This is a genomic window from Citrobacter sp. C5_2, assembly GCF_014596845.2.
GTDB lineage: Bacteria > Pseudomonadota > Gammaproteobacteria > Enterobacterales > Enterobacteriaceae > Citrobacter > Citrobacter werkmanii.
Genome location: NZ_CP115032.1, coordinates 3,646,501 through 3,673,134 on the forward strand (window position 1 = coordinate 3,646,501; position 26,634 = coordinate 3,673,134).

Sequence of the window (26,634 nt, forward strand, 5' to 3'; positions counted from 1 at the left end):
AGTGCACCACAGGAGTTTTCAGACGCATGTCTTCCCGCAATAATCCGGCGCGTGTCGCCATCGTGATGGGGTCCAAAAGCGACTGGGCTACCATGCAGTTCGCCGCCGAAATCTTCGAAATGCTGGACGTTCCACACCATGTTGAGGTCGTCTCCGCCCACCGTACCCCAGACAAACTGTTCAGTTTCGCCGAAGGCGCTGAAGAAAACGGTTATCAGGTGATTATTGCCGGTGCCGGTGGTGCTGCACATTTGCCAGGAATGATTGCGGCGAAAACGCTGGTGCCTGTTTTAGGCGTTCCGGTACAAAGCGCAGCGTTGAGCGGCGTAGACAGTCTCTACTCCATCGTACAGATGCCTCGCGGTATTCCGGTGGGCACGCTGGCGATCGGCAAAGCGGGCGCAGCCAATGCGGCCCTGCTGGCCGCGCAAATTCTGGCAACACACGACAACGAATTGCATCAGCGTCTGGCTGAGTGGCGTAAAGCGCAAACCGATGAGGTACTGGAGAACCCGGACCCGCGAGGTGTCGCATGAAGCAGGTCTGTGTACTCGGCAATGGTCAGCTAGGACGCATGCTGCGTCAGGCCGGTGAGCCGCTAGGGATTGCGGTCTGGCCCGTCGGGCTGGACGCCGAACCCGCTGCCGTTCCTTTTCAACAAAGCGTGATTACCGCTGAGATTGAGCGCTGGCCGGAAACGGCGCTCACTCGCGAACTGGCGCGTCACCCGGCGTTTGTTAACCGCGACGTCTTCCCGATTATTGCTGACCGTCTGACGCAAAAACAGCTTTTTGACAAACTCAACCTGGCGACCGCGCCATGGCAACTGCTGGCGGATAAAAGCGAATGGTCTGCGGTGTTTGACAAACTCGGCGAGTTGGCGATTGTGAAGCGTCGCGTCGGCGGCTACGACGGTCGTGGACAGTGGCGTTTACGCGCGAATGAAACCGAACAACTGCCAGACGACTGCTACGGCGAGTGCATCGTCGAGCGAGGAATCAACTTCTCCGGTGAAGTCTCGCTGGTTGGCGCACGTGCGCACGACGGCAGCACCGTCTTCTATCCGCTGACTCATAACCTGCATCAGGATGGCATTCTGCGCACCAGCGTGGTATTTCCGCAGGCTAACGCTAAACAACAGGCGCAGGCCGAAGCGATGCTCTCTGCCATCATGCAGGAGCTGGGCTATGTCGGTGTGATGGCGATGGAGTGTTTCATCACCCCGGAAGGTTTGCTGATCAATGAACTGGCTCCGCGCGTACACAACAGCGGGCACTGGACGCAAAACGGCGCCAGCATTAGCCAGTTTGAACTGCACCTGCGCGCCATTACCGGCCTGCCGCTGCCGACGCCGGTGGTGAACAATCCTTCGGTGATGGTAAACCTGATCGGCAGCGACCTGAACTATGACTGGCTGAAGCTGCCGCTGGTGCATCTGCACTGGTATGACAAAGAGGTACGCGAAGGGCGTAAGGTGGGACACCTGAATCTGAGCGACAGCGATACCGCGCGCCTTAGCGCCACGCTGGAAGCGCTCATTCCCCTGCTGCCGCCGGAATATGCCAGCGGCATCATCTGGGCGCAGTCAAAGCTGAAATAAACCGATACGGGAGGTGCGCCTGCGCACGCCTCCCGTTACTTTTACAGACGAATGCAGGTTCCGGCTTTCCCCGCCAACGTGTCTTCAATGCGAGACAGCGCGCCAATCCACGCGGGTTTTCCACGTCGCTTCACGTATCCGCTTACGGCTGTCACCTTTGGCCCCATCGAACCATCGGCTTTAGCAAACGGCGCCAGTTCATCAGGAGAGGCTTGACGAATCGCACGTTGCTCTGGCGTGCCCCAGTTCTCATAGACCGCATCAGCATCGGTGAGGATAACCAGACCGTCGGCATCGATCTGTTCAGCCAGCAATGCCGCCGCCAGATCCTTATCAATGACCGCTTCAGACCCGACCCCTTCCCCGGTCACCGGCACGCCGCCACCGCCGCTACAAATCACCACATGGCCTTCTTTGAGCAAGAGCTTAATGGCCTCGCTTTCGACGATCTGGCGAGGCTCAGGCGAGGCGACAACACGACGCAGGTATTTGCCGTCACGTTTCATATGCCAGCCGTAGGTGGCTTCCAGTTGCGTTTGTTCTTCAGGCGAATACACCGGGCCGATAAATTTTTCCGGCGCCATAAACGCGGGATCGTCTTCAGACACCACAATTCGCGTTAACACTGTGGTCACCGGCGGCATCTCCGGTTCAGCGGTCAGACTTTGCGCCAACATATAACCAATCATGCCCTGAGTCTCTGCCACCAGCACATCCAGCGGGTAAGGTTCAACCTCTTTCCAGGCAAGATTCTGTAACGACAACAGACCAACCTGCGGCCCATTGCCATGTACGATGGCCAGGCGGTACGAACGTGCCAGACGCGCCAGGGCAGGTACGGCGCTGGCAATATTACGATATTGATTTTCTGCCGTCAGCGCCTCGCCGCGCTGCAATAATGCGTTGCCGCCAAGAGCAACAACCAGCGTTTTCATTCCCTATCCTTCTATAATTTGTTGCCCAAGCCAGAACCCCAACAGGGTGTCTGCGCCGGAGGTATGCCCGAGCGCCAGCAGCGAATTTATCGCCGCGTCCATCCTTTGTTGTCGGCCCAAAGCATGAGTGAAGTGGAGCAAAGGTGAAGCGAAATATCCTAATGCCGCGTAACGTAAGTAGCTCACGCTAACCACGGTCGTTGCCAGTTGAAGATTGCCGGAATATTCAAAGAAACGATGGCCGGAATCCTTATTCAGCGCGCCGAAATACCAGGCGGCCAGCAGCATTCCGGTCAGCGTATCATCATGGCTGGGCGTTAAACCTGGCCCCTTGCCTAACCACTGCCGCCAGTCTGTCGACAAGCCAGTCAGCGCCGAGAAAAAGCAATGGCGGAACTGACGTAACTCGGGGCATAAAGGCAAATTTGCCGCCAGCATTAACGGCCCGAATAATCCCGTTTCCTCGCCGCGATCCATCCAGGCGGATGCAAGGCGCGGGGCATGTGGACGGGACGTTATTTTCAACGAACAACAACGCTGCGGTTGGCGTAACAGAAACGGTCCCAGCACAATCCCCTCGGGGACAGCCTGAGGGGTTTCGCTACCGCTTAACGCCGTACGCAGCGCATCAAAGTCAGGCGCACGGATCACCCATCCTCCCGGGCTAAAACCACTGCCCTGGCGGTGCAGCGTTAACAGTGCGCCCCCTTCGGCCACAAGGTTAATCGAGCGCCGCCAGATCCCGGATAGCTGCCATGACTGGCGAAAATCCGGAGACTGCTGACTGCCCATCAGAGGACGGATGATCATCATGCGCGGCTCTCTTAGCTAATGCCCATACTTTCAGCCAGCGCTTCCAGAGCCAGCTCAAAGCAGGCCAGCGGCGCACGAACGGTGCCCGCGCCGATCTGACCAATACCGGCTTCTTTATGGGCAATACCCGTGTTGATCAGCGGCGTAATACCTGTTTCCACGACGCGACGGATATCAAGACCAAGGCAAGCCCCCTGGAAATCCCAGCCAGGGATCTGCAACTGCATATTGCGTTCCAGATAGATTTCAGCCATCTCCTCGGAAACGGACTTCGCGGCCTCCATTCCTCCGGCGCCGACAAACCGCGTTACGCCAGGGGCCGCGATCATCGCGGCGCCGCCAATACCAAAGGTTTCGGTGATGGCGCTATCGCCCATATCCGGGTTAGCTTGTTCCTGCGAGAAGCCGGTAAAGAACAGCCCCTGCGGTGTGTTAACCGGCGCGGTAAACCAGCGATCGCCAAGTCCGCTCACCCGGATCCCGAACATGTCGCCATTACGGGTCATTGCGGTCACAATACTGCCGGAACGCACCAGTGCCCCGGCATCCATTGCCGCTTTGCAGTAAGCCATCGCAAGGTTAAGGAAGAACTGGTCGGTCACGCTGAGGAAATCCATCACCTCAGCAATCTGCTGCTTATCATGTTCCAGACGGGCAATTTGCGGCGCCAGGGTTCGCATCAGCAGAGCTGAAGAGGCAATGTTGCGCTGATGGAACTCATCGCCCATCGTAATGCCCTGCGCCATCATGGCGGTCAGATCAATACCCTGTTCCAGATTGGCCAGCGCCGCGCTTAAAACAGGCATCAGGACATCGCGCATCCAACGTAAACGCTGCTGGACATCCTCACCATACGCGCCGAAGCGCATCACTTTGCCAATCCCTTCGTTGAGATTGCAGTAAGCCCGGTTACCGTCGGTGATATTTTCCACCACCAGCATCGGCATGCTGGCAGAGGTGATTCCCCCCATTGGCCCCACAGCATTAACATGGTGGCAAGGTACGAACCGGACTTTGCCCTGCTCCAGTAAAGCCAGCGCGCTCATCTCATCATTGGCCCACCCTTCAAACAGACATGCACCAATACAGGCCCCTTTCATCGGACCGGTCATTTCTTGCCAACGCATTGGCGGTCCCGCATGCAGCAGCGTTTTCCCTTCATTGAGCTCGCGGATTAATGAGGAGGCAGGTTGCACATCCAGCCAGTGTGGACGCGCACGACGAATTTGTTCGATTACTGCAGCATTGGCTTGCGCCACTGATGTAAACATTGGAACCCCTTATTGCAAACGTTCTAATAAACGAGCCAGTTTCTTATTACCGCCAGCGACAGGCGCCCACTGGTAATGCACCACAGGCATTTCCGCAGCCTGTAAATCCAGTGCAAAACTGCGTAACCCGGCATTGATGACCGCCACTTTTTCCAGTAGCGAAGGTGCGGATTTGTCAGATAACGGTTGAGATGGACGAATCAGTTCGGCGGCAAGCAGCGTTGCCTCAGGCAGTGAATTCACTACGGCAATGCCGGCATCTTCCAGTGTGGCAATCTGCAGTGAGCGACACTGCGGATCGCGTTCTGTACCTGTCACCGTCGCAATCGCATACAGCGGTTGCTCGTGGTCTCGCGCAGCGCACGCCTTCTGCCAGGCCTGAACCAGCGATGCGGCCGGATCTGCCGTCGCGCCGTAACCAATCACGACATCAACTAGCAGCACGCGTACCTGAGGCTGCCCCCCCAGATCCGTAATCAGTTGATTACGTAAGGCAGGGTCAATCATCGGATGCGGCCGCCCGACGGTGTAAAAATCATCCCCCAGATCGATAATCTGGTGCCCGGCGGCATCCAGCATCATGCCATGGTGATGTTGTGCATCCGCGGCGACATTCAGGTGGGCGGCCAGCAGCCCAGCGGCTTCGGCGGCCAGCGTACCTCCGGTGTATAACCCTCGGATCACACCGTCTCCTGTGGTTGAAAGCGAGCTGCGTCGCGCCGCGACTCTCGCCAGTAAACAGGCCAGACGGGCCGCATCGTCCAGCGTCGCGGCAAACCAGACATTTTCATCGCGAGCGACCGCGGCGGTGTAACCTAAAAACAGAGCTACCACGGGTTTGCCGGTGGCCTTCATCGCGTTCACGATATGCTGGCGAACAGCCTCCGCCGGCGGTTTCGACACAAAAGCCAACACCTGGCTTTTGTCGTCTGCGCCAAGCATCTCCAGCGCGGTAAGCGCGCTAATCCCCCCCACCTCGGCGCTCAGGTCGCGTCCACCCAGACCGATGGCGTGGGTGATGCCTTCCCCGGCCAGCGCTATCTGTGAACAGAGCTCCTGAATCCCTGTCCCGGAGGCGCCCAGCACACCGATATTGCCTTCCGGCATCACGTTGGCAAAAGCCAGCGGCGTACCCGCAATCATGGCAGTTCCGCAGTCAGGTCCCATCACCAGTAAACCTTTATCCTGCGCACGGCGCTTCAGAGCGATTTCATCGTCCAGGGTAACGTTATCGGAGAACATCATGACGTTCAGGTTGCGATCCAAGGCCTGGTTCGCCAGTTCCGCCGCATATTCACCGGCAACGGAAATGAGCGTCATATTCGCCTCAGGCAGTTTCTGGCACGCGCTTTCCCAGCGTCTGACCTGCAGGAGCGTTTGGCTACCGCCGGTGGCCTGCGCCAGCTGCTGCAACGACTCATCCAGTTGTTGCAGAATGGCCTGTGTAATACTTTCATCTGCCGTTTCAGTACGAATCGCCACGCAAATATCGTTTGGCGTCGCATTATTAAAATCGTCATGCCAAAACCCGGTCGTTTCCAGCAATGATTTATTCGCTGGTGTTCCCATCATGACCGATACATCGTCTACATTTTCGGACTCACTCAGCTTGCGTGAAATAATCATTAAACTGACAGAGTCCTGAAAACACCCTTTTTTAATAAAGGCGTGGATCATAACAACCCCTTAATAATTGCACCCATGGCAATTGCACGAGTAGTGTTAATGTGTAGCTCAAGGTATATATCTGGGATCACAAATAGAGTGACTGGCATCACACTGGAATTATTAACAAAATAAATTTAATAACCACCAGAAGATTAAACATTATTTTCTAACGCCATTATTTATTTAAAAAGAAAGGGCAAATCCATACTGATTATCAAATAAATTCTAACTATATTTTTTTGTGTGTCTGGATCACATAATCAATTTTTATTCCCGGTATGTTAACGGCAGTCATGCTTCACACCGTCGTTAAAAAGGAAGACAGATGAAAATCAGTCGGGAAACACTCCACCAGCTTATCGAGAATAAGCTTTGCAAGGCCGGACTAAAACGTGAGCACGCCACAACGGTTGCTGAGGTATTGGTTTATGCCGATGCCAGAGGCATTCACTCTCATGGCGCCGTACGCGTTGAATACTATGCTGAGCGCATTTCAAAAGGCGGCACTAACCGCGAACCCACATTTCGTTTTGAAGAAACCGGTCCCTGTACAGCGATTTTGCATGCCGATAATGCCGCCGGGCAAGTCGCAGCCAAGATGGGTATGGAGCATGCCATTAAAATTGCTAAAAAAAATGGTGTCGCCGTCGTTGGCATTAGCCGAATGGGGCACAGCGGTGCCATTTCTTACTTTGTGCAGCAAGCCGCTCGCGCTGGTCTGATCGGCCTCTCCGTGTGCCAGTCCGACCCGATGGTGGTACCGTTCGGCGGCGCAGATATTTACTACGGTACCAATCCGTTAGCCTTCGCTGCGCCAGGAGAAGGCGACGACATCATGACGTTTGATATGGCGACAACGGTGCAGGCATGGGGAAAAGTTCTGGATGCGCGCTCCCGCAACGAGCCGATTCCTAATACCTGGGCAGTCGATAAAAACGGCGCGCCAACTTCCGATCCCTTTGCTGTCAATGCGTTGCTACCTGCGGCCGGGCCTAAAGGCTATGGCCTGATGATGATGATCGATGTGTTATCCGGCATTTTATTGGGATTACCGTTTGGTCGTCAGGTCAGTTCAATGTATGAGGATTTACATGCCGGTCGGAATTTAGGCCAACTGCATTTGGTTATTAATCCCGACTTTTTCTCCTCCAGCCAATTATTCCGCCAGCACCTCAGCCAGAGCATGCAAGAGTTAAATAACATTACTCCGGCCCCCGGCTTTAAACAAGTTTATTACCCCGGACAGGATCAAGATATTAATCAACGCAATGCCGCGGTCCATGGTATCGACATTGTTGACGATATTTATCAATACCTGATTTCCGATGCCCTCTATCTCAAGTCATACGAAACAAAGAATCCCTTTGCACAATAATTATTGAAACAGGAATTTCATATGATCAACCATTTTCGTCACGCAATTGAAGAAACCCTTCCCTGGCTCTCTTCCTTTGGCGCGGATCCTACCGGTGGGATGACGCGCTTGCTGTATTCGCCAGAATGGCTTGAAACACAACAGCAATTCAAAAAGCGCATGGACGCCAGTGGCCTGGAAACGCGCTTTGATGAAGTGGGCAACTTATACGGTCGTCTGCTCGGGAGCGAATCGCCGGAACAGGTCATTTTAAGCGGCTCGCATATTGATACCGTCGTCAACGGCGGCAATCTTGACGGCCAGTTTGGCGCGCTGGCGGCATGGCTCGCGGTTGACTGGCTCAAGAGCACCTATGGCGCACCGCTGAAAACGGTCGAAGTCGTTTCCATGGCGGAAGAGGAAGGCAGCCGTTTCCCGTATGTCTTCTGGGGCAGCAAAAACATTTTTGGACTGGCAAATCCTGATGACGTCCGTAACATCCAGGACGCGAAAGGCACCCGTTTTGTTGACGCAATGAGCGCCTGCGGCTTTACCCTCCCCGCAGAGCCGCTACATGCTCGTAATGACATCAAAGCCTTCGTTGAATTACACATCGAACAAGGTTGCGTGCTTGAAAGTAATGGCCAGTCGATAGGCGTCGTCAGCGCGATTGTCGGCCAACGTCGCTATACGGTAACGCTGAACGGCGAATCCAACCATGCGGGTACAACGCCGCTGAGCTACCGTCGCGATACCGTTTACGCTTTCAGTCGCATCTGCAGCCAGTCTATCGAGAAAGCCAAAAAGCATGGCGATCCTCTGGTACTGACCTTTGGTAAAGTAGAGCCACAGCCAAACACCGTCAACGTGGTGCCAGGAAAAACGACCTTCACGATCGATTGCCGTCATACCGATGCCGACGTACTGCGTGATTTTACTCAGCAACTGGAAAACGACATGCGCGCCATCTGTGATGAAATGGATATCGGTATTGATATCGATTTGTGGATGGATGAAACGCCAGTCCCGATGGACAGTAAACTGGTCTCCACCCTTACCGAACTGTGTGAAAAGGAACAACTGAACTACCGTGTCATGCACAGTGGCGCGGGCCATGATGCGCAGATTTTTGCCCCTCGTGTACCGACCTGCATGATTTTCATTCCCAGCATTAACGGTATCAGCCACAACCCCGCTGAACGCACAAACATTAACGACCTTGCCGAAGGGGTCAAAACTCTGGCATTAATGCTTCATCAACTTGCCTGGCAGAAATAAGGAGTCACCCATGGGATATCTGAATAACGTCACGGGTTATCGCGATGATTTACTGGCTAATCGCGCAATTGTAAAACACGGTAACTTTGCCCTGTTAACCCCGGACGGACTGGTTAAAAATATCATTCCGGGATTTGAAAACTGTGACGTCACCATCCTCTCAACGCCAAAACTGGGCGCGTCATTTGTTGACTATCTGGTGACCCTACACCAGAACGGCGGCCACCACAGCGGTTTTGGCGGCGAAGGTATTGAAACGTTCGTGTATGTTATTTCCGGCAAAATTGAGGCAAAAGCGGAAGGTAAAACATTTGCTTTGACTCAGGGCGGATATCTGTATTGCCCGCCAGGTGAACTGCTCACCTTTAATAATGCCCAGACAGAAGACAGCCAACTGTTTTTATACAAACGGCGTTATACGCCGGTGGCCGGCCATTCGCCATGGCTGGTCTCCGGTAATGCCAACCAGTTAGAACGTATTCATTATGAAGGCATGGATGACGTAATCCTGCTGGATTTCCTGCCTAAAGAATTAGGCTTCGATATGAATATGCATATTCTGTCATTCGAACCCGGCGCCAGCCATGGTTATATCGAAACGCACGTACAGGAACATGGGGCTTATATTCTCTCAGGCCAGGGCGTTTATAACCTCGATAACCAATGGATCCCGGTGAAAAAAGGCGACTACATCTTTATGGGCGCGTACTCCCTGCAGGCAGGTTACGGCGTGGGGCGTGGTGAAGCATTCAGCTATATCTATTCCAAAGATTGCAACCGGGATGTAGAGATTTAACGGCGAACAGTCCGCCTGATAATTTTTTATTTAGCTATGTTGGGTTTTGCCACGGTTAACACCGTGGCTTTTTTTATGCTTAACGCAGATTCATTGCCTGACCGAGCTTCATCGCGCAAGCAATATTACGCGCGCAGTAATAAAGGTTGGTTTCACCGCTCGCCAGCACTTCCGCCAATGGCGCGAGTCGCGGCAAAATACTGAATACCGCATCAATACCATGATCGTGAACCACCTCCACGCCTTCCCCCAGCACCCCGGCGATACCAATAACCGGAACATGATGCTGCATAGCAACAGAAGCAACACCGATTGGCGCTTTTCCCCCGACCGTTTGCGAATCAATACGTCCCTCGCCGGTGATAACCAGCGATGCATCTTTGATGGACTGCTCCAGTTGCACAGCCTGCAGCACAATCTCAATCCCTGGTTTCATGATGGCCTGCAGAAAGATAGCCGCGGCGATGCCCATTCCGCCCGCCGCGCCACCGCCCGCAACCTGAGATACCTCTTCACCGGTCAACGCTTGCAGCACATGCGCGTAGTTGAGTAACCCTTCTTCCAGTTTCTCAACCATTTCCGGCGTCGCCCCCTTCTGCGGACCAAATACCCTTGCCGCGCCGCGCGGGCCAACCAATGGGTTGTCCACATCACAAGCGACTTCGATCCGACATGTTGTCAGCCGCGGATCGCACTGTCGCAGGTCAATGCTCGCGAGGCGAGACAAGCTACCGCCTCCCGCCCTCAATGATGCCCCTTGCGCGTCAAGAAACCGCACGCCCAGCGCCTGAGCCATCCCCATGCCGCCATCAACTGTCGCACTCCCGCCGATACCGAGGATAATATGACGAATACCGGCATCCAGCGCATGCCGAATCAGTTCGCCAGTACCGTAACTTGACGCCAGCAGCGGATTACGCGCCTGCGGTTCGACGAGCATCAGTCCACTCGCCGCAGCCATTTCAATAATGGCGGTCTTTCCATCACCGGTCAGGCCATAAAATCCCATGACCTTTTCCCCCATCGGCCCACAGACCTCCAGCGAGACCACTTTTCCACCAGTCGCCGCCACCATGGCATCCACGGTCCCCTCCCCGCCATCCGCAATAGGCAAACAAATATATTCTGCATCCGGGAATATGCTTGAAAATCCAGCTTTAATTGCCTGGCAGCATTGTTCGGCGCTTAAGCTCTCTTTAAACGAATCTGGCGCAATTACAATTTTCATCATTAATCCTTTTCATCCTGTTATTTAATGCGTTCCCATGGAATGAGGTTTTCCATAAGCACTGCCAGTAAAATCCCCACCAATAAGCCATTGCTCAGTAATGGCCGAATAGTCAGTGGAAGATCTTGTAAATAAACCGGTGGCAGCCCCATCAAAAAAATGCCCACAAACAGCGGGAGTGCCAGCCGATAAATATTTCGTGCGGTAAAGGTGATTTGCTGGCTGAAAACCAGACCGGAATAGAGCAACGGCAGATAAGAGACCAGCATAACGGCACTGCTGATCGCCAGTGGAATGGCGCAGAATAAGCGGGTTAGCGGCGTTACTATCGCCACCAATAAACATAATACGCTGCCGCAAATAAATGATTTTCGCGAGCTGTCGCCAGTTTGAGTTAACAGCCCGATAGAGGAGACAAAAGGTGAAAATGGAATCACGGCAAAAGGCACTGTCACCAGCGTCATAAAACCGGAAATGATAAAGCTACGACGATAACGCGAGCTGCTGGAGCCTTGATGCGCATAAAAGACGTCCGTGCCGCGCACCGCGCCATAGGTATTACTGATATTCACCAGACCGGTGATAACCGCCGTCAGGATAATACCGGGTAACAGCCTGCCATGACTGCCTAACGGGAACCACTGCCAGCTTAATTCACCAGACGGCAAAGACGTTGATGGAAAGCACAATCGCCAGAGTCCCCATCCCACTACCGCCCCCACCAGCAGGGCATAACGAGAGATCCGCTGCGGTAAAAAAATGATCATCGCAAGGATGAAGCACATCACGCCAACCGCCAGGCTAAAAGGCGCCAGTTGAATTTTGACGCTGGTGTCAGCAATGCCAAAAGGCAATCCCAACATGCCCTTAAAAAAGATAGTGGTGAGCTGAGCGCCCAACAGCAGCATAAAAAAGACCATCACCGTTGGGGTAAATAGCCGGGCCAACCGGTGTCCTAAGCCGCTAAAGCCGATAATCATCGTCAGCACAGCGGAAATGACAATCCCGACGCTCAGACTGGTGGCGATATCATTGAGCGGTGTCCCGCGTGACGCCTCAGCCAGGGTAATTGTCAGAATGGTGCCCCACCATAAACCGGTAGGCCCTTCCATAATGGCGCGACGATGGCCACAAATAACCTGCGCAAGGCAGGCCAGCGATGTCGTGAAAAAAGCGTATTGCGTGAGCATTAACAGATTGCTCGCGGGGAGATGAAAAGCAGAAACCAGCGTTGGGGGGACCACGACCGTATTGCAAAAAATAAAGAAAAACCACTGAAAGCCAGATAGCAAACTTTCGCGGTTAATAACAGGAAGCATATTCATACCTTAAAATAGAGAATGCCCGCCAGCATGACGGGCATTAATTCGCATCACATTATTGTTGATGTTTAAGGATAAATTGACCTTTTGGCGCTACCGGGAATCCCTGCTCGATGTCATAGATAACATCCCCGCGAAGAAGAGTTTTCGTAATGCGCGCGCCAATCGTCCGGCCAACATACGGGCTGACTTTGTGACGGTATTCCAGGTCTTCGTTTTTCAGAACGTATTTGCTGTCCGGTTGAATAAAGACGAAGTCAGCATCTTTACCCGGGGCAATACGTCCTTTCTGTTTCAGGCCAAAAATATCTGCGGCGTTGGTTGCCATCAATTTAGCGAATAGCGGCAGCGACATACCGCGTTTTTGCACGGCCTCATCAAACATGACGTCCATGCAGCTCTGCAGTCCGGCAATGCCGCCCCACGCCTGCATGATATTGCCAGCCTTCATTTCTGGTGGGCATGGCGAGTGGTCGGAAACCAGGCAGTCAATCTCACCATTGAACAGTTTTTCCCACATACCTTGTTGATTCTGTCGATCGCGGATCGGCGGAGAACATTTTGCCAGCGTGCCAATCTCTTCAAACTGATCGGTATCCAGCACAAAATAATGCGGGCAGGATTCGCAGGTCACATCCTGGCCTTCCTGGCGGGCACGGGTCACTTCTTCCACGCCTTCCGGGCTGCTGATATGGCAAACGTGCAGGCGGCAACCGGCGACTTTTGCCAGATACAGCACACGGCGAATAGCTTCCACCTCAGTGAAAACCGGACGTGAAGCCACATAATCATGTGCCGTCACACGGCCTTCGCGTTTAGCTTCCTCGCCAAGCTCGTCGCAAATGAGCGCATTTTCGCAATGCACCAGCACCGTCTGGTCCATTTCTGCTAACTTCTGCGCGCCTTTGTAGAACTGCCAGTCGTTAACGTCACGGAAGTCATTGTCGATTCCGCGATCGCCACAGGTGGCAACGAAGCATTTGAAACCGACGACACCGACCTCATCCAGCTCGTGCAGACGATCAAGGTTGTAAGAAACCAGACCGCCAAGCTGCGCGGCATCAATGGTCAATTTGCCTTTTGCCGCATCAAATTTAAGTTCGATGGTTTCGCGATCCACCGTCGCGGGCAGTTGGTTGAGAGGCATTTCGATCATTGTGGTGATACCGCCTTTTGCCGCGGCACGCGTTCCGGTCTCATAGCCTTCCCAATGTGTACGCCCCGGCTCAGAGATATGGGTATGCGCATCGACCATGCCCGGTGAAACCACCAGACCTGTCGCATCCATTACCTGCTTTGCCTCCCCCAGATTCTCACCAATGGCGGCGATTTTTCCTGCCTGGACGGCAATATCAACAATACGAGCTTCATTTTCTAAAATAACAGTACCGTTCTTAATAATTAAATCAAAAGACATAACGAACTCCTTGTATGGATACAGATAGTTTTTATAAATAACGCACGCTTACACCTACGTTTACTGATTTCATTACAACTGACCTGTTGCTTTTTCTACTGCGGCAGGTTGTCCAACCATTCTTTTTTTCAGTAAGGCATATGCCACAAATGCGACAATAACCCCAACAAACCACGACACTCGCGATAACGGCTCAAGCAATGGAATAAACTTCCCACCCAGTGAAAGAATTACCGCCACTAACGTTACGGAGAATGCCGTCAGGTTAAATCCATTATCATAATATTGGTAATTACCACTGGCGGTATATAATTCATCAAGATTAATCTTGCCACGCATAACGACAAAATAGTGCGCCAACATAACACCAATAACAGGACCGAGCATACCGCCGATGATGTCCAGAAACAGATAAATGCTGCTCTGATTTTCCATAAGCTTCCATGGACAAATCAGTAAGCTAATAATACTGGCAATCAATACACCTTTTTTATATGTTAGTTTTGTTGGCGCAATTGCGGCAATCTGATAACCAGCCGGAATAATATTACCCGTAGCGTTTGTTGAGATTGTGGTCATCAGAATAACCAAAACTGCGAAGAATGAGGCAAACAGACTGTTCCAACGCTGTACGATATCCAGCACATTCCAGGTATCCATTCCATAATGAATACTGGCACCAGCAATAATACACACGCTGGCAATCGCAAATAACACGTACGCGACAATAAGACCCAGCGTCTGGCCTAACGCCTGTTCACGAAATGAGTGGGCATTTTGCGTAAAGTCCGATGCGCTCACCGCTGGAGCGGCCCATACCGCAACCACGGCGTTAATCACTACCAGGAACAGGAATCCGCTGTTTCCCGCTTTTTGCACACCGCCCGGAATGTAGTCCAGAATGGGGCCAATCCCTACCAGGGATATCGCCCAGATAGCCATTCCGCCAAAAACGATATAAATGCAAGGGTTCAGGATCGCGGTAAATTTATTTAATACTTTACCGCCGCCAAAACCGATACCAACGTTAATCAGCCAAAAGATAAGAAATGTGATTAACCCCGGCAGAGACAACCCCAGTAGTGTAAAATCACCGCCCAGCGTTAAAAACCCAGGCCATATCTTGCCAATCAGAATAAGAAAAGCCAGCGATCCGGCATAACATTGCAGCCCGAACCACATAATTGCAGCAATGCCGCCTCTTAATAATCCCGGGAAAAGCGCACCACGTACGCCATACGAGCCACGCAGAATCATTGCAAAAGGTACACCGTATTTACTTCCGGCGGCGCCGTTCATAACCATGACTAATGCAATAAACAATGCACTAATAATAATAGCCAGCATAATACTGAATGTGGACAGCCCGAGAATGAAGAACCCGCCAACCATAACGTAATTAGGTACGTTATGTACTGACCCCATCCATAAAGTAAAATAGTTAAATGTTTTCCAGTTTCGTTGTGCTGCCGTTTTTGGTAATAAGTCGTCACTATAACCACGTTGTTGGTATAGATCTCTTTGCTGTTCCATAAATCCCTCTTGTCACGTATCGGATAACGTTGTAATGGGTTTAGCTATGTGGAACAAAAACAATATATTAAGTAATGCAAATAGTTTTAATTATATTTTTATGCTGAAGCAGTAACTGGTGTTGCTTTCTTTTTATATAACGTCACGCCGGCAAAAATAAGCGTTCCGGTAACAACCAGACAAGCCGAGATGACAAAGCTTATCTCTTTTGAGCCAGTCAAATCGGAAATAAATCCGGTTAACGTTGGCGCAATAACGGCTGAACTCATACCAAAGAAGTTAAACAGGCTAAATGCTCTGCCCAACGTTTTCGCCGACGCCTGTTCAGACACGAAGGAGATCAGGATGGGATCCACCGCCATTTTTCCCAATAAACCGTACAGAGTCAGGCTGACCATCAACATCGTGGTATTCGGCGATAACACCGTAAACACCAGCATTGCGGCGGCCATAATTTCCAGCCCAAGAATGACTTTGACTTTGCTGTTACGGAATTTATCGGACAGATGGCTGAAGAACAACGCACCGGGAACCCCCACCACGGCGACCAAAGCCGAGGCAACCCCAATCGCGCCACCATCAAATCCCCTTTCAGTCTGTAGATAAGACGGAAGCCAGGTCACAATCAGGTAATAGCCATAACAGGTACAGAAATAGAGGAAGTAGACGCTGCATAACAAACCCGAAAACAGCGGCGGACTTTTTTCTTCTGTCATCGTTGCCGTCTGCGTTTTTTGCTCTGACACCGCCGTTTCGCTTTTTGCCTTACCGCGGATAACCAAAGTAAATACGCACAACATCACCACTAACACAGCCGCAACCAGGAACAACACGTTTTGCCAGGCCATGCTCATGCTTTTAACCAACACGCTGGAGCCGATTAAACCGATCCCCATCCCAATCGCAGAGCCGCTATTAATGATGGCGTTTGCCAGTGCCCGGCGAGCCTGCGGGACATTTGCCGAAGAGAGGGAATACGCTGAACTAAAGAAAGAGGCGCAGCCCGCTCCTGCCATCAGCGAACCGGCATAGATCATCACCAGTCCCGTGGCTTTTGCAATACTGAGCGTACCAATAATAAAGAGCGTAAACCCACACATCAGCATAATTTTCTGGCCAAGCTTATCGACCAAAATTCCGCAGGGAATTTGCATACTGCAATAGGCGAAAAAATAGAAACTGGCGATGGCGCCAATTTCAGCATTGCTGACATTGCCCAGGGAAGCCTGAATCTCAGGATAAATAGGGGTTAATACGGTGCGATAAATCCATATCGCAACCCAACCCAGACTCATTACGACGACGATCTTCTTCCAGTATTCAATACCGGATGTATTTTTTTCACTCATGACATGCACCTTTCCAAAGTGTGTCTGATTAAAATGTATCGCTGCAGGATTGCAGCGATACCAACGATCATGACAATTTATGATTAGCCATTAATTCCAGGGCCTGAACCATTGCCGAGTGATCCAACTGGCTTCCACCATTCGCGGCACAGGTATTAAATAACTCCTGACAGGTTGCCGTATTAGGCAAATTCAATGAGAGCGCCTTGGCACTTTGTAATGCAAGGTTGAGATCTTTTTGATGCAGTGCAATTTTGAATCCGGGATCAAAAGTGCGCTTAATCATGCGCTCACCATGTACTTCCAGAATACGAGATGAGGCAAACCCGCCCATTAATGCCTGACGCACGCGAACCGGATCTGCGCCCGCTTTAGAGGCAAATACCAGCGCTTCAGAAACGGCTTCAATATTTAAGGCCACGATAATTTGGTTAGCCACTTTACAGGTTTGGCCATCACCATTCCCGCCCACCAGAGTGATATTTTTTCCCAGAATATCAAAGAGCGGTTTCACCCGTTCAAATACTTTAGGTTCACCGCCAACCATAATGGACAGCGTCCCTTCACGAGCGCCAATTTCCCCGCCGGACACGGGCGCATCCAGATAATCCCCGCCGAGTTCATTAACCTGCTGAGCAAAACGCTTGGTTTCGATAGGAGAAATAGAACTCATATCGACAATGGTTTTTCCCTGCAATGCGGTTTTAGCGCACCCGTGTTCACCAAAAAGCACTTCTTCAACCTGCGGCGTATCCGGCACCATGATGAAGATAATATCTGCGAAATCAGTTACCTGACGCGCAGTTTCAACATTAACCGCCCCCAGTGACAGCAACTCCTCAGCCACCGGACCAATGGTCGTGACATGTAATTGATGTCCGGCACGCGCCAGATTAATCGCCATTGGCGATCCCATAATACCCAGGCCAATAAATCCCAGTTTCATTTGTAACCTCTTTTATATCTGTCGGTATTCCTGAATTCAGGCAAAACGATTCCCTTCCAACAGAGTGGAAAAAATAGTGTTGCCTGAAATTACTTACAAATTATCGATACTGATTAATCCACGATAATCCCGCTTCGGTGGTCGTCAGCGGCTTATATTCGCAGCCTACCCACCCGTCATAACCTGATTTGTCAATAAACTTAAAAATAAAGTCATAATTGATTTCCCCGGTCCCTGGCTCTCCGCGACGAGGGTTATCTGCAATTTGCAAATGACCTATTTTATTTGCCCACGTGGTCATGGTCTGGGTTAATTCCCCTTCCATGCGCTGCATATGATAAATGTCATACTGAATTTTGATATTATTGCATCCGACGCTATCAATTAACGCTAACGCCTGATGTGTACCGGTGAGAAAGAAACCAGGAATATCAAAATGGTTGATCGGCTCAATCAGCAATAAAATATCTTCTTTCGCTAACATGTTGGCCGCATAGCGAAGATTTTCCACCAGCGTTTGCTGGATCTGTTCAGTCGAAAAACCCGCCGGTGTTTTACCTACCAGGCAATTGATTTTTTTATTACCTAGTCCCTTCGCATAGCGAATAGCCGCGGCCACACCATCACGAAACTCTTCTTCGCGCCCCGGAATACAGGCGATACCACGTTCACCCGCCGCCCAATCTCCGGCGGGGAGATTATGCAACGTATGCTCCAGCTTGTTGGTCTGCAGTTTTTCCTTTAAGACGTCAATGTCGTAATCGTAGGGAAACATAAACTCTACGCCACGAAACCCCGCTTGCGCCGCTTTGTCGAAACGCTCAAGGAAACTGTATTCCAGAAACAGCATGGAAAGATTGGCTGAGAACCGTAACATCTGTCACCTCCTCTATTCATATTTCATAAAACAGGTTTCGGTTGGCGCATCAACTGCACCGTCTGCAACCTCTTCAAACTCGGTCACGTTATCCAGCTCGCTACCCATCGAGATATTGGTCACTCGCTCAAGGATCACTTCGACCACAACCGGAACGCGATACTGCGCCATCAGGACTTTGGCTTGTTCAAACGCCGGAGCGAGATCTTCAGGTTTGAAGACGCGAATAGCCTTACAACCTAATCCCTCTGCCACTTTGACGTGATCGACGCCATAGCCGTTTACTTCGCTGGAGTTGATATTTTCAAACGCCAGTTGGACGCAGTAATCCATATCAAAAGCACGCTGCGATTGACGAATCAGGCCCAGATAGGCGTTGTTGACCAGCACATGGATGTAAGGAATATTGAATTGCGCGCCTACCGCCAGTTCTTCAATCAGGAACTGGAAGTCAAAATCCCCCGAAATCCCGACGACATTGCGTGTTGGATCGGCAACACAAACCCCTAATGCAGCAGGCAGCGTCCAGCCGAGAGGGCCAGCCTGGCCGCAGTTGATCCAGTGACGCTCTTTGAACACATGCAGCATTTGCGCAGCGGCAATTTGTGATAATCCGATGGTGGTGACGTAGCAAACGTCGCGACCAAAGGCTTTATTCATCTCTTCATAGACACGCTGTGGTTTCACCGGGACATTGTCGAAGTGGGTTTTACGCAGTAACGTCCGCTTACGCTGTTGGCATTCATCAACCCAGCTATTCCGGCAAGGTAAACGTCCGGCTTTCTGCATTTCCTGAGCGACGTCAATCAACAAGGTCAGCGCGGCTTTGGCATCAGAAACAATACCTAAATCCGGGCACAGAACACGGCCAATTTGCGTCGGTTCAATGTCGATATGAATGATTTTGCGCCCTTCGGTGTACTTCGAGACCGAGCCGGTGTGACGATTAGCAAAACGGTTACCAATACCGAACACCATATCAGAAGCAAGCAGCGTGGCATTTCCGTAGCGGTGCGCGGTTTGTAGCCCGACCATGCCAGCCATTAACTCATGATCGTCAGGGATACATCCCCAGCCCATCAACGTGGGGATAACCGGTACATGGGTCAGCTCCGCAAAACGTTGCAGCAGTGCGGAAGCATCAGCATTAATCACCCCGCCCCCCGCTACGATAACCGGACGTTCCGCCTGGATCAGCATTTCCAGCGCTCTCTCAATTTGCTTGCGGCTGGCGGCAGGTTTGTACACCGGCAACGGCTCATACATGTCGGGATCGAATTCGATTTCTTCAACCTGGACATCAAAGGGCAAATCGATCAGCACCGGGCCAGGGCGACCTGAGCGCATGACGTGGAATGCCTGCTGTAAAACCCGAGGCAGCAGTGCCGCTTCACGTACCGTTACCGCCATTTTGCTGACCGGTTTGGCGATAGATTCAATATCGACAGCCTGAAAATCTTCCTTATGCAGGCGGGCACGAGGCGCCTGACCGGTGATACATAAAATAGGAATAGAGTCGGCAGAGGCGGAATACAGTGCAGTGATCATGTCAGTTCCAGCCGGGCCAGAAGTGCCAAGGCAGACGCCAATGTTGCCTGCAGCGGCACGCGTATAACCTTCCGCCATATGGGAAGCGCCTTCAACGTGGCGAGCCAGAATGTGACGGATGCCGCCGTGGTTACGCATTGCGGAATAGAACGGGTTGATTGCCGCTCCAGGCACGCCAAATGCGGTGGTGATACCTTCTTTTTCCAGCACATACATTGCCGCGTCAACGGCTCTCATTTTTGCCATTTTCTTTCTACCTCTATTTATTGGAAAATTTTTCCAACTTTAAAAAAATCCAAAAAAGTCCCGCTCCTCTGAGCGGGTTGCGACTTAAGCTACGGGTGCTTTTAACCCAAGCGCCGTACTGATATCTCGTGCTGTATCCCGTACCAGCTCCCCCTGACTAATAAAACGATCTTCCGTCAGTCTGGATGCGGGCCCCGAAATAGAGATGGCAGCCACTACACTGCCTGCATCGTCATAGATAGCCGAAGCGATGCAATTCAATCCAACAACATGTTCTTCGTGATCAACAATATAGCCATTCTCGCGCGCCTGTTCCAGATTACGCAGCAGAGTAGGAAAATCCACCAACGTGTTCGGCGTAAACTGCTGCAAACCCGTTTTCACGACAATGTCCATTAACTCTTCTTCCATCAGCGGATAAAGCAGTGCTTTCCCCGCACCGGAAGCATGCAACGGCATACGGCTGCCCAAAGGTGCACACATCCTGACCATCGATTTGCACTCCTTCTGGCCAATCAGCACCGCTTCAGTGCCATTACGAATCGCGACATTCACCGTTTCGCCTGACAGCAGCATTAATCGGTGCATAAATGGTCCGGCTACCGACAGGACGTCGCGATTATGAATATACGCGGAGCCCACATTGAAAACGCCTAAACCGATATGCCACCATCCTAACTGACTGTCCTGATAGACAAAATCAGCACCCTGTAAAACCTTTAGCAGGCGAAAAGTCGTGGAGAGCGGTAAATCCAGACTGCCGGAAATATCGCTGACTGACGAACTCCCCCCACTTCTTTCGAGATACTGCAAAATCGCAATGCCTCTTTCGAGCGCCTGAGCGCCTTTCTGCGCAACCGGCTCCGTCTGTCCAGGCCTGCCGCGCCGTCTTACTTCCGTCTCCACTACATTTACTCCGGCCCAAAATATGAGCATAAACAATGAACAATATGCTCATATTAAGCAAGAAGGCCAATAGCGTCACGCAAAACAGAGTTCATGTGCCGGGATACGTTCAACATCGCAATTATCGCTACCACCACGATCGACCGTCAGAAAATCGGTCACGGTTTGCCAGGCAAACAGCGGGTGATGCCAGACGTTTCGGTGGTAATTCACCCCCTGTTGACCATTGGTGATAAAAGCTTTTAAGGTGGAAAGATCGGGTTTGTCCTCACCAAGCGCGACAATCACCACAAACGCTTCGCCCTTCATGGGCATAAATGCCTGGGTACCCAGCGGGTGGCGCTCCAGTTCATGCACAATAATAGGCATCGCTGCCGGTTGCGCGCGGTTAATGCTGATGAGCGTTCGGTCCTGCTCAAGGATCTCCACATTAGCCAGATCGTGATAACGTTCAACCAACCCATCATTGATATGAAAAAAATCACGTTTATGGGTTTCGATGACATCGCCATAGGCGCTGAACGTGTGCTGATTTAACGGTAATACCTCAAGTTTCATCATCTTTTCCTTGTAACTGAATTCCTCTGAACCGCAGCCAGAACAGTTAGCGGCTTCAATATCATGCAATCTAAAACCTTCGGGATTTAACATCAACACAAAAGTTGGAATATTTTTCCAAAATACGATTTAGACCACAATTTAAACAAGGCCATTGTGTAAAAATACTTATAAATCAGAGAACAAGAAATCAGGCTTACGGAAGAGCATTCAGGGAGTAGCTGACGATGTTTGATCCAGAAACACTGCGTACTTTTATTGGCGTAGCCGAAACAGGGAGTTTCTCCAGGGCGGCGGATCGCTTGTGTAAAACCACGGCCACCATCAGCTATCGCATTAAGCTTCTGGAAGAAAATACCGGGGTTGCTCTGTTCTTTCGCACCACCCGCAGCGTCACGTTAACGGCTGCAGGCTCGCATCTTCTTTCTCAGGCAAAGGACTGGCTCGCCTGGCTGGACAGCATGCCCAGCGAATTACAGCAAGTGAACGATGGCGTAGAGCGTCAGGTGAATATCGTGGTCAACAACCTGCTGTATAGCCCGCAAGCCGTCGCTCGCCTGTTATCCTGGCTTAACGCCCGCTATCCCTTTACTCAGTTTCACTTTTCCCGGCAAATCTATATGGGCGTCTGGGATTCACTGCTGTATGAAGGATTCTCTCTGGCCATCGGCGTCACGGGTACTGAACCAATGGCCAACACTTTTACCCTCGATCCTTTGGGGTCTGTTCAGTGGCGGTTTGTTATGTCGGCGAATCATCCATTGGCAGACGTCAGTGGTCCATTAACGGAAGCGCAGTTGCGCCGTTTTCCGGCGATCAACATTGAAGACAGTGCGCGCACCCTGACCAAACGGGTCGCGTGGCGGCTTCCCGGCCAAAAAGAGATTATTGTCCCGGACATGGAAACCAAAATTGCGGCGCATCTTGCCGGGGTGGGTATCGGCTTTGTTCCGCAACCGCTGTGCCAGCCATTGCTTGATAACGGGCAACTGGTCAGTAGCATTATTCCTACTATGCGCCCCCCTTCACCCTTAAGTCTCGCCTGGCATAAGTTTGGCGCAGGTAAGGCTGTGGAAGATATTGTGACGTTATTTACGCAGCGAAAACCAGAAATCGCCGGATTTTTAGCAATTTTCAACAATGCACGCGATTGAAAATCAAGTCATCCTGCTCTTTGGCGCGTAAAATGATACGCAAGATGATTTGAGGTTTCGTTTTTTATTATGCAAGACACACAAACAGCACAGGACTATCGCGCGATTCTGCTCGCCGGTACGCCTATTATCGATGTACGCGCCCCCGTCGAATTTCAACAAGGCGCGATGCCGGGCGCAGTCAATCTCCCCTTAATGAACGATGACGAACGCGCCGCCGTCGGTACCTGTTATAAACGTCAGGGGCCTGAGGCTGCCCTGGAATTGGGCCATCAACTGGTCTCGGGTGAAACCCGCCAACAGCGCATGTACGCCTGGCAGAGTGCTTGTCGCCAGTATCCAAAAGGATATTTATGCTGCGCGCGCGGCGGTCAGCGTTCGCATATTGTGCAGCAGTGGCTGCACGAGTCCGGCATTGACTACCCGCTGATACAAGGTGGTTATAAGGCTCTGCGCCAGGCGGTCATACGGATAACGGAAGAATTGGTGCAAAAACCGATCGTCTTAATTGGCGGCTGTACCGGGAACGGTAAAACGCAACTGGTTCAACAGCAGCCGAACGGTGTGGATCTCGAAGGACTGGCGCACCATCGCGGTTCCTCGTTTGGACGTACCGTAGAGCCGCAGCTAAGCCAGGCGAGTTTTGAAAACCTGCTGGCAGTCGAAATGCTCAAAACGGACAGCCGACAGGATTTGCGCCAGTGGGTGCTGGAAGATGAAGGCCGGATGATCGGCGCTAACCATCTGCCCGAATGCCTGCGCGAGCGCATGACCGAGGCGTCCATTGCGGTGGTGGACGATCCTTTTGAGCTGCGTCTGGAGCGCCTGCGCGAGGAGTATTTCGTGCGCATGCACCACGATTTTACCCACGCTTATGGTGAGATCCAGGGCTGGCAGGAATACAGTGAGTATCTGCACCACGGTCTGTTTGCTATCCGCCGTCGTCTGGGGTTACAGCGCTTTGCCGAGCTGACCGCCCTGCTTGACGTGGCTCTGCACGAACAGCAGTCGACGGGCAGTACCGACGCCCACATGGGCTGGCTGGTGCCGTTGCTCAACGAGTATTACGACCCGATGTATCGCTATCAACTGGAAAAGAAAGCCGCGAAAATCGTCTTTCGCGGCACCTGGCAGGACGTGGCCGGATGGCTTAACGCACAGTAATTAATGCCTGTCGCGCTTATCCGCGCGTTTCGCCAGCCAGTCGCCCAGCACCTGCACGACCTGCACCAGAATAATCAACGCGACAACGGTGACGATCATGACCTGGGTTTCATAGCGGTAATAACCAAAGCGAATCGCCAGGTCACCTACCCCACCGCCGCCGACAATCCCGGCCATCGCGGAGTAACCGATCAGGCTCACCAACGTGATCGTCAGTCCACGCAACAGTCCCGCGCTGGCCTCCGGCAACAACACGGTGCAGATGATGCGCATCGGGCTGGCGCCAAACGCTTCCGCCGCCTCAATAATGCCTTTATCCACTTCGCGTAGCGCGCTATCCACCAGCCGGGCATAAAAAGCAATCGCCGCCACGGAAAGCGGCACGGAGGCGGCAATCGGTCCGATGGTATTGCCGAGCAAAAACTGGGTGAGCGGTAACAGCAGCACCAGCAGGATCACAAACGGTACCGAGCGGATAATATTTACCAGCACGGAGCTGAGCAGATACACAAAACGGTTCTGCCAGAATAAATGCCGATCGGTGACGAAAATTAGAAAACCGAGCGGCAAACCGCCAATAATCGCCAGCACCGTTGAGATGCTCAGCATCTGGAAGGTTTCATTAAACGCCAGCGTCAAATCAGGCAATAAATCATCCACGAATCACCTCCACTTGAGCAGTACGTTGACGAATATGTTCCACGGCGACATCCACCGCAGAAGGGTTATGCGGCGCGGTGAGTTGTACCACCAGAATCCCCAGCGCGCGTTCACCGATATATTCAATTTTGCCGTGCAGAATGTTCACCGCCACGCCAAATTTAACCGCAACTTCTGACAGCACAGGCTGTTCCGCCGAATCGCCGATAAAAAGAATTTTTAGCAACTGGCCGGGCAGATGCTGGCGCAGACGCTCAGGTAGCGTCAGATTGAGGGTATGCGACACCAGTTGCTGGGTGAAGGCGTGCTGTGGGTGAGCAAAAACGTCAAACACCTCCCCGGACTCCACCACCTTGCCGCCTGACATCACCGCCACGCGATCGCAAATCGATTTGATCACGTTCATCTCGTGAGTGATCAGCACGATCGTGATCCCCAACTGTTGGTTGATCTGCTTAAGCAGCGCCAGAATCGTGGCCGAGGTTTCGAGATCTAACGCGGAAGTGGGTTCATCGCACAGCAACACATCCGGATGATTAGCAATCGCACGGGCAATACCTACGCGCTGCTTCTGACCACCGCTGAGCTGAACCGGAAAACGGTTCGCCTTATCAGACAGTCCGACCAGCGCCAGAATCTCGGTGACGCGTGGAGCAATCTTGCTGCGTTCCCACCCGGCAGCTTTCAGACTAAAGGCGACGTTTTGCGCCACGGTGCGGGTATGCATCAGATTAAAGTGCTGAAAAATCATGCCAATGCGCTGACGCGCTTTACGTAACTGAGCGCCTTCCAGCGCAGAAACTTCTACGCCGTTCACCTTCACACTTCCCTTGCTCGGACGCGTTAAGGCGTTCAAGGTGCGCAGTAGCGTACTTTTCCCCGCGCCGCTGGTCCCGACAATACCAAATATCTCGCCCGCGCCAATATGCAAGCTGACGTCATCAACCGCCCGGGTTGAGGGTCCACGGCCTGCGGTAAAATCCACGCAAACCTTTTCTATCTCAATCATATCCACCTCAGAAATGCGAAAAGGGCAGTCGCCGCTGCCCCTGTTAACCCTTGCATGCAGCGATTATTGGGCTGCCGACATCCATTCCGGTTTCTGGAAAGCGCTGTAGATGTTTTGCGGATCGTCGATCACCGCGCGATACGCCGGAGACTTCACCGCTTCAACAATATCTTTCGCGAACGGTTTATCCGCATCTTCACTGCGTACCGCAATGATATTTTTCAGGTTTTCATCCAGATGCTCTTGCTTGATGGCGCTGGAAAGATCCAGTTTTGCCGCCACGGCAAAGTTACCGTTGACCAGCGCGCCGGTCACACCGTCCAAAGTACGCGGCAGTTGCGCCGCTTCCAAGGGTTTAAACACCAGCCCTTTCGGGTTGCTGGCGATATCACGCTCGGAGGCTTTCGTGGGATCGATATTGTCTTTGATGGTGATAAGGCCAATGGATTGCAGGAAACGCAGACCGCGGGCCAGGTTGGTCGGATCGTTGGACAGCGTGATCACATCCCCTTTTTTCAACTCATCCAGGCTTTTGATTTTGTGCGAGTAAAACCCCATCCCGGCCGTCGGGACCACAATCAGCTTGCTCAGCTTCAGTCCTTTATCGGCGGTGAATTTGTCAAAATAGAGCGAGTGCTGGAACAGGTTGGCATCAATGCTGCCGTTGGAGAGCGCCATATTCGGCTGCACGTAGTCGCTGAATTCGCGCACCACCACCTTATAGCCTTTCTCTTTCAGCGTAGGGGCAATAGCCTGTTTCACCATATCGCCGTACGGTCCAGGCGCGACGCCAAACACGATGGTATGCGGGTCACTGTTCGCATGAGCAAATTGTAAGCCGCAGGCCAGTAATAGCGCCCCGGTCGCGACGCGTAAACTCTGACGCAATCCCATATTTTCTCCATTTTAACGTTGTGGTGTCATGTCTCACGCCGTTCATGCGGCGTTGTTCTCGTTGGCCTGATAACAGGCAGATTTCTAACATGACACAGATCACAACCC

General features: G+C 52.1%; 24 protein-coding genes. 7 read left to right on the forward strand and 17 right to left on the reverse strand.

Features of this window, described 5'->3' with window-relative positions; all coding sequences use genetic code 11:
• Positions 1-26 precede the first annotated feature (26 nt).
• Together purE and purK are read left to right on the forward strand one after the other, a co-directional pair.
• A complete protein-coding gene (gene purE / locus ICA20_RS17820; RefSeq protein ID WP_038638478.1) occupies positions 27-536 on the forward strand; it encodes a 5-(carboxyamino)imidazole ribonucleotide mutase in 510 nt (169 codons plus the stop codon).
• The gene (gene purK / locus ICA20_RS17825) at positions 533-1,600 is read left to right on the forward strand and encodes a 5-(carboxyamino)imidazole ribonucleotide synthase (protein ID WP_038638475.1); all 1,068 of its coding nucleotides are present in this window, start codon (positions 533-535) and stop codon (positions 1,598-1,600) included. The genes purE and purK overlap by 4 nt, the downstream gene beginning before the upstream one ends.
• Positions 1,601-1,641: 41 nt before the next feature.
• Here the strand turns inward: purK and ICA20_RS17830 are convergent, their stop codons facing one another.
• From ICA20_RS17830 to ICA20_RS17845, 4 genes are read right to left on the reverse strand one after another with little or no spacing between them, the layout of a single operon-like run.
• Complete coding sequence (locus ICA20_RS17830; RefSeq protein WP_038638474.1) at positions 1,642-2,535, reverse strand: carbamate kinase; 894 nt, start codon at positions 2,533-2,535, stop codon at positions 1,642-1,644.
• A 3-nt stretch (positions 2,536-2,538) separates the two neighbouring features.
• Positions 2,539-3,348 (reverse strand): DUF2877 domain-containing protein, encoded by an 810-nt coding sequence (locus ICA20_RS17835; protein WP_038638471.1) that lies wholly within the window; start codon positions 3,346-3,348, stop codon positions 2,539-2,541.
• 11 nt (positions 3,349-3,359) lie between these two features.
• Positions 3,360-4,619 carry a DUF1116 domain-containing protein gene (locus ICA20_RS17840; protein ID WP_038638468.1) on the reverse strand — a complete coding sequence of 420 codons (1,260 nt, stop codon included), beginning with the start codon at positions 4,617-4,619 and terminating at the stop codon, positions 3,360-3,362.
• A gap of 9 nt (positions 4,620-4,628) precedes the next feature.
• Positions 4,629-6,296: an acyl-CoA synthetase FdrA gene (locus tag ICA20_RS17845; protein ID WP_038638465.1), complete on the reverse strand. Its 1,668-nt coding sequence runs from the start codon at positions 6,294-6,296 to the stop codon at positions 4,629-4,631.
• 316 nt (positions 6,297-6,612) lie between these two features.
• Here ICA20_RS17845 and allD point away from each other — a divergent pair, with 316 nt between their 5' ends.
• The 3 genes from allD to allE are packed head-to-tail and all read left to right on the forward strand — an operon-like array spanning position 6,613 to position 9,715.
• Positions 6,613-7,662: an ureidoglycolate dehydrogenase gene (allD, locus tag ICA20_RS17850; RefSeq protein ID WP_038638462.1), complete on the forward strand. Its 1,050-nt coding sequence runs from the start codon at positions 6,613-6,615 to the stop codon at positions 7,660-7,662.
• A gap of 21 nt (positions 7,663-7,683) precedes the next feature.
• Positions 7,684-8,919, forward strand: coding sequence for an allantoate deiminase (gene allC / locus ICA20_RS17855; protein WP_038638460.1), 1,236 nt, complete (start codon positions 7,684-7,686; stop codon positions 8,917-8,919).
• Positions 8,920-8,929: 10 nt separating this feature from the next.
• Entirely contained in the window at positions 8,930-9,715 is a 786-nt protein-coding gene (allE, locus tag ICA20_RS17860) for a (S)-ureidoglycine aminohydrolase (RefSeq protein WP_038638457.1), read from the forward strand.
• 79 nt (positions 9,716-9,794) lie between these two features.
• On the opposite strand, the gene glxK is transcribed toward allE, so the two are convergent.
• The 10 genes from glxK to allA all read right to left on the reverse strand — a co-directional run bounded on the left by glxK (position 9,795) and on the right by allA (position 21,645).
• Complete coding sequence (gene glxK, locus ICA20_RS17865) at positions 9,795-10,943, reverse strand: glycerate 3-kinase (RefSeq protein WP_038638454.1); 1,149 nt, start codon at positions 10,941-10,943, stop codon at positions 9,795-9,797.
• 20 nt (positions 10,944-10,963) lie between these two features.
• Positions 10,964-12,262, reverse strand: a complete 1,299-nt coding sequence (locus ICA20_RS17870; protein ID WP_038638451.1) for a uracil/xanthine transporter — start codon at positions 12,260-12,262, stop codon at positions 10,964-10,966.
• 58 nt (positions 12,263-12,320) lie between these two features.
• A complete protein-coding gene (gene allB, locus ICA20_RS17875; RefSeq protein ID WP_038638448.1) occupies positions 12,321-13,682 on the reverse strand; it encodes an allantoinase AllB in 1,362 nt (453 codons plus the stop codon).
• Between the two features lie 72 nt (positions 13,683-13,754).
• Complete coding sequence (locus tag ICA20_RS17880) at positions 13,755-15,215, reverse strand: putative allantoin permease (RefSeq protein ID WP_038638445.1); 1,461 nt, start codon at positions 15,213-15,215, stop codon at positions 13,755-13,757.
• Between the two features lie 98 nt (positions 15,216-15,313).
• A complete protein-coding gene (locus tag ICA20_RS17885; RefSeq protein ID WP_038638443.1) occupies positions 15,314-16,564 on the reverse strand; it encodes an MFS transporter in 1,251 nt (416 codons plus the stop codon).
• Between the two features lie 67 nt (positions 16,565-16,631).
• The gene (gene glxR, locus ICA20_RS17890) at positions 16,632-17,510 is read right to left on the reverse strand and encodes a 2-hydroxy-3-oxopropionate reductase (RefSeq protein WP_038638440.1); all 879 of its coding nucleotides are present in this window, start codon (positions 17,508-17,510) and stop codon (positions 16,632-16,634) included.
• Between the two features lie 100 nt (positions 17,511-17,610).
• Positions 17,611-18,387, reverse strand: coding sequence for a hydroxypyruvate isomerase (gene hyi, locus ICA20_RS17895; protein WP_038638438.1), 777 nt, complete (start codon positions 18,385-18,387; stop codon positions 17,611-17,613).
• A gap of 12 nt (positions 18,388-18,399) precedes the next feature.
• Positions 18,400-20,181, reverse strand: coding sequence for a glyoxylate carboligase (gene gcl, locus ICA20_RS17900; RefSeq protein WP_038638436.1), 1,782 nt, complete (start codon positions 20,179-20,181; stop codon positions 18,400-18,402).
• 84 nt (positions 20,182-20,265) lie between these two features.
• The gene (gene allR / locus ICA20_RS17905; RefSeq protein ID WP_038638433.1) at positions 20,266-21,087 is read right to left on the reverse strand and encodes an HTH-type transcriptional repressor AllR; all 822 of its coding nucleotides are present in this window, start codon (positions 21,085-21,087) and stop codon (positions 20,266-20,268) included.
• 75 nt (positions 21,088-21,162) lie between these two features.
• Positions 21,163-21,645, reverse strand: coding sequence for an ureidoglycolate lyase (allA, locus tag ICA20_RS17910; RefSeq protein WP_038638430.1), 483 nt, complete (start codon positions 21,643-21,645; stop codon positions 21,163-21,165).
• Between the two features lie 227 nt (positions 21,646-21,872).
• On the opposite strand from allA, the gene allS reads away from it, so the two are divergent.
• Both allS and mnmH read left to right on the forward strand, forming a co-directional pair.
• The gene (gene allS, locus ICA20_RS17915) at positions 21,873-22,799 is read left to right on the forward strand and encodes an HTH-type transcriptional activator AllS (RefSeq protein ID WP_038638428.1); all 927 of its coding nucleotides are present in this window, start codon (positions 21,873-21,875) and stop codon (positions 22,797-22,799) included.
• A 69-nt stretch (positions 22,800-22,868) separates the two neighbouring features.
• Positions 22,869-23,963 (forward strand): tRNA 2-selenouridine(34) synthase MnmH, encoded by a 1,095-nt coding sequence (mnmH, locus tag ICA20_RS17920; protein WP_038638425.1) that lies wholly within the window; start codon positions 22,869-22,871, stop codon positions 23,961-23,963.
• On the opposite strand, the gene ICA20_RS17925 is transcribed toward mnmH, so the two are convergent.
• The 3 genes from ICA20_RS17925 to ICA20_RS17935 form a co-directional block, all read right to left on the reverse strand.
• A complete protein-coding gene (locus ICA20_RS17925) occupies positions 23,964-24,623 on the reverse strand; it encodes a methionine ABC transporter permease (RefSeq protein WP_003831085.1) in 660 nt (219 codons plus the stop codon). It abuts the gene before it with no gap.
• A complete protein-coding gene (gene sfbB, locus ICA20_RS17930; RefSeq protein WP_038638422.1) occupies positions 24,616-25,632 on the reverse strand; it encodes a virulence-associated ABC transporter ATP-binding protein SfbB in 1,017 nt (338 codons plus the stop codon). Before sfbB ends, ICA20_RS17925 begins: the two co-directional genes overlap by 8 nt.
• A gap of 63 nt (positions 25,633-25,695) precedes the next feature.
• Positions 25,696-26,526 (reverse strand): MetQ/NlpA family ABC transporter substrate-binding protein, encoded by an 831-nt coding sequence (locus ICA20_RS17935; protein WP_038638419.1) that lies wholly within the window; start codon positions 26,524-26,526, stop codon positions 25,696-25,698.
• Positions 26,527-26,634 lie beyond the last annotated feature (108 nt).

Excerpts from the sequence above, each read along its gene's own strand:
- purE (WP_038638478.1), top strand. The coding sequence starts at position 27 with ATGTCTTCCCGCAATAATCCGGCGCGTGTCGCCATCGTGATGGGGTCC.
- purK (WP_038638475.1), top strand. The coding sequence starts at position 533 with ATGAAGCAGGTCTGTGTACTCGGCAATGGTCAGCTAGGACGCATGCTG.
- ICA20_RS17830 (WP_038638474.1), bottom strand. The coding sequence starts at position 2,535 with ATGAAAACGCTGGTTGTTGCTCTTGGCGGCAACGCATTATTGCAGCGC.
- ICA20_RS17835 (WP_038638471.1), bottom strand. The coding sequence starts at position 3,348 with ATGATGATCATCCGTCCTCTGATGGGCAGTCAGCAGTCTCCGGATTTT.
- ICA20_RS17840 (WP_038638468.1), bottom strand. The coding sequence starts at position 4,619 with ATGTTTACATCAGTGGCGCAAGCCAATGCTGCAGTAATCGAACAAATT.
- ICA20_RS17845 (WP_038638465.1), bottom strand. The coding sequence starts at position 6,296 with ATGATCCACGCCTTTATTAAAAAAGGGTGTTTTCAGGACTCTGTCAGT.
- allD (WP_038638462.1), top strand. The coding sequence starts at position 6,613 with ATGAAAATCAGTCGGGAAACACTCCACCAGCTTATCGAGAATAAGCTT.
- allC (WP_038638460.1), top strand. The coding sequence starts at position 7,684 with ATGATCAACCATTTTCGTCACGCAATTGAAGAAACCCTTCCCTGGCTC.
- allE (WP_038638457.1), top strand. The coding sequence starts at position 8,930 with ATGGGATATCTGAATAACGTCACGGGTTATCGCGATGATTTACTGGCT.
- glxK (WP_038638454.1), bottom strand. The coding sequence starts at position 10,943 with ATGAAAATTGTAATTGCGCCAGATTCGTTTAAAGAGAGCTTAAGCGCC.
- ICA20_RS17870 (WP_038638451.1), bottom strand. The coding sequence starts at position 12,262 with ATGCTTCCTGTTATTAACCGCGAAAGTTTGCTATCTGGCTTTCAGTGG.
- allB (WP_038638448.1), bottom strand. The coding sequence starts at position 13,682 with ATGTCTTTTGATTTAATTATTAAGAACGGTACTGTTATTTTAGAAAAT.
- ICA20_RS17880 (WP_038638445.1), bottom strand. The coding sequence starts at position 15,215 with ATGGAACAGCAAAGAGATCTATACCAACAACGTGGTTATAGTGACGAC.
- ICA20_RS17885 (WP_038638443.1), bottom strand. The coding sequence starts at position 16,564 with ATGAGTGAAAAAAATACATCCGGTATTGAATACTGGAAGAAGATCGTC.
- glxR (WP_038638440.1), bottom strand. The coding sequence starts at position 17,510 with ATGAAACTGGGATTTATTGGCCTGGGTATTATGGGATCGCCAATGGCG.
- hyi (WP_038638438.1), bottom strand. The coding sequence starts at position 18,387 with ATGTTACGGTTCTCAGCCAATCTTTCCATGCTGTTTCTGGAATACAGT.
- gcl (WP_038638436.1), bottom strand. The coding sequence starts at position 20,181 with ATGGCAAAAATGAGAGCCGTTGACGCGGCAATGTATGTGCTGGAAAAA.
- allA (WP_038638430.1), bottom strand. The coding sequence starts at position 21,645 with ATGAAACTTGAGGTATTACCGTTAAATCAGCACACGTTCAGCGCCTAT.
- allS (WP_038638428.1), top strand. The coding sequence starts at position 21,873 with ATGTTTGATCCAGAAACACTGCGTACTTTTATTGGCGTAGCCGAAACA.
- mnmH (WP_038638425.1), top strand. The coding sequence starts at position 22,869 with ATGCAAGACACACAAACAGCACAGGACTATCGCGCGATTCTGCTCGCC.
- sfbB (WP_038638422.1), bottom strand. The coding sequence starts at position 25,632 with ATGATTGAGATAGAAAAGGTTTGCGTGGATTTTACCGCAGGCCGTGGA.
- ICA20_RS17935 (WP_038638419.1), bottom strand. The coding sequence starts at position 26,526 with ATGGGATTGCGTCAGAGTTTACGCGTCGCGACCGGGGCGCTATTACTG.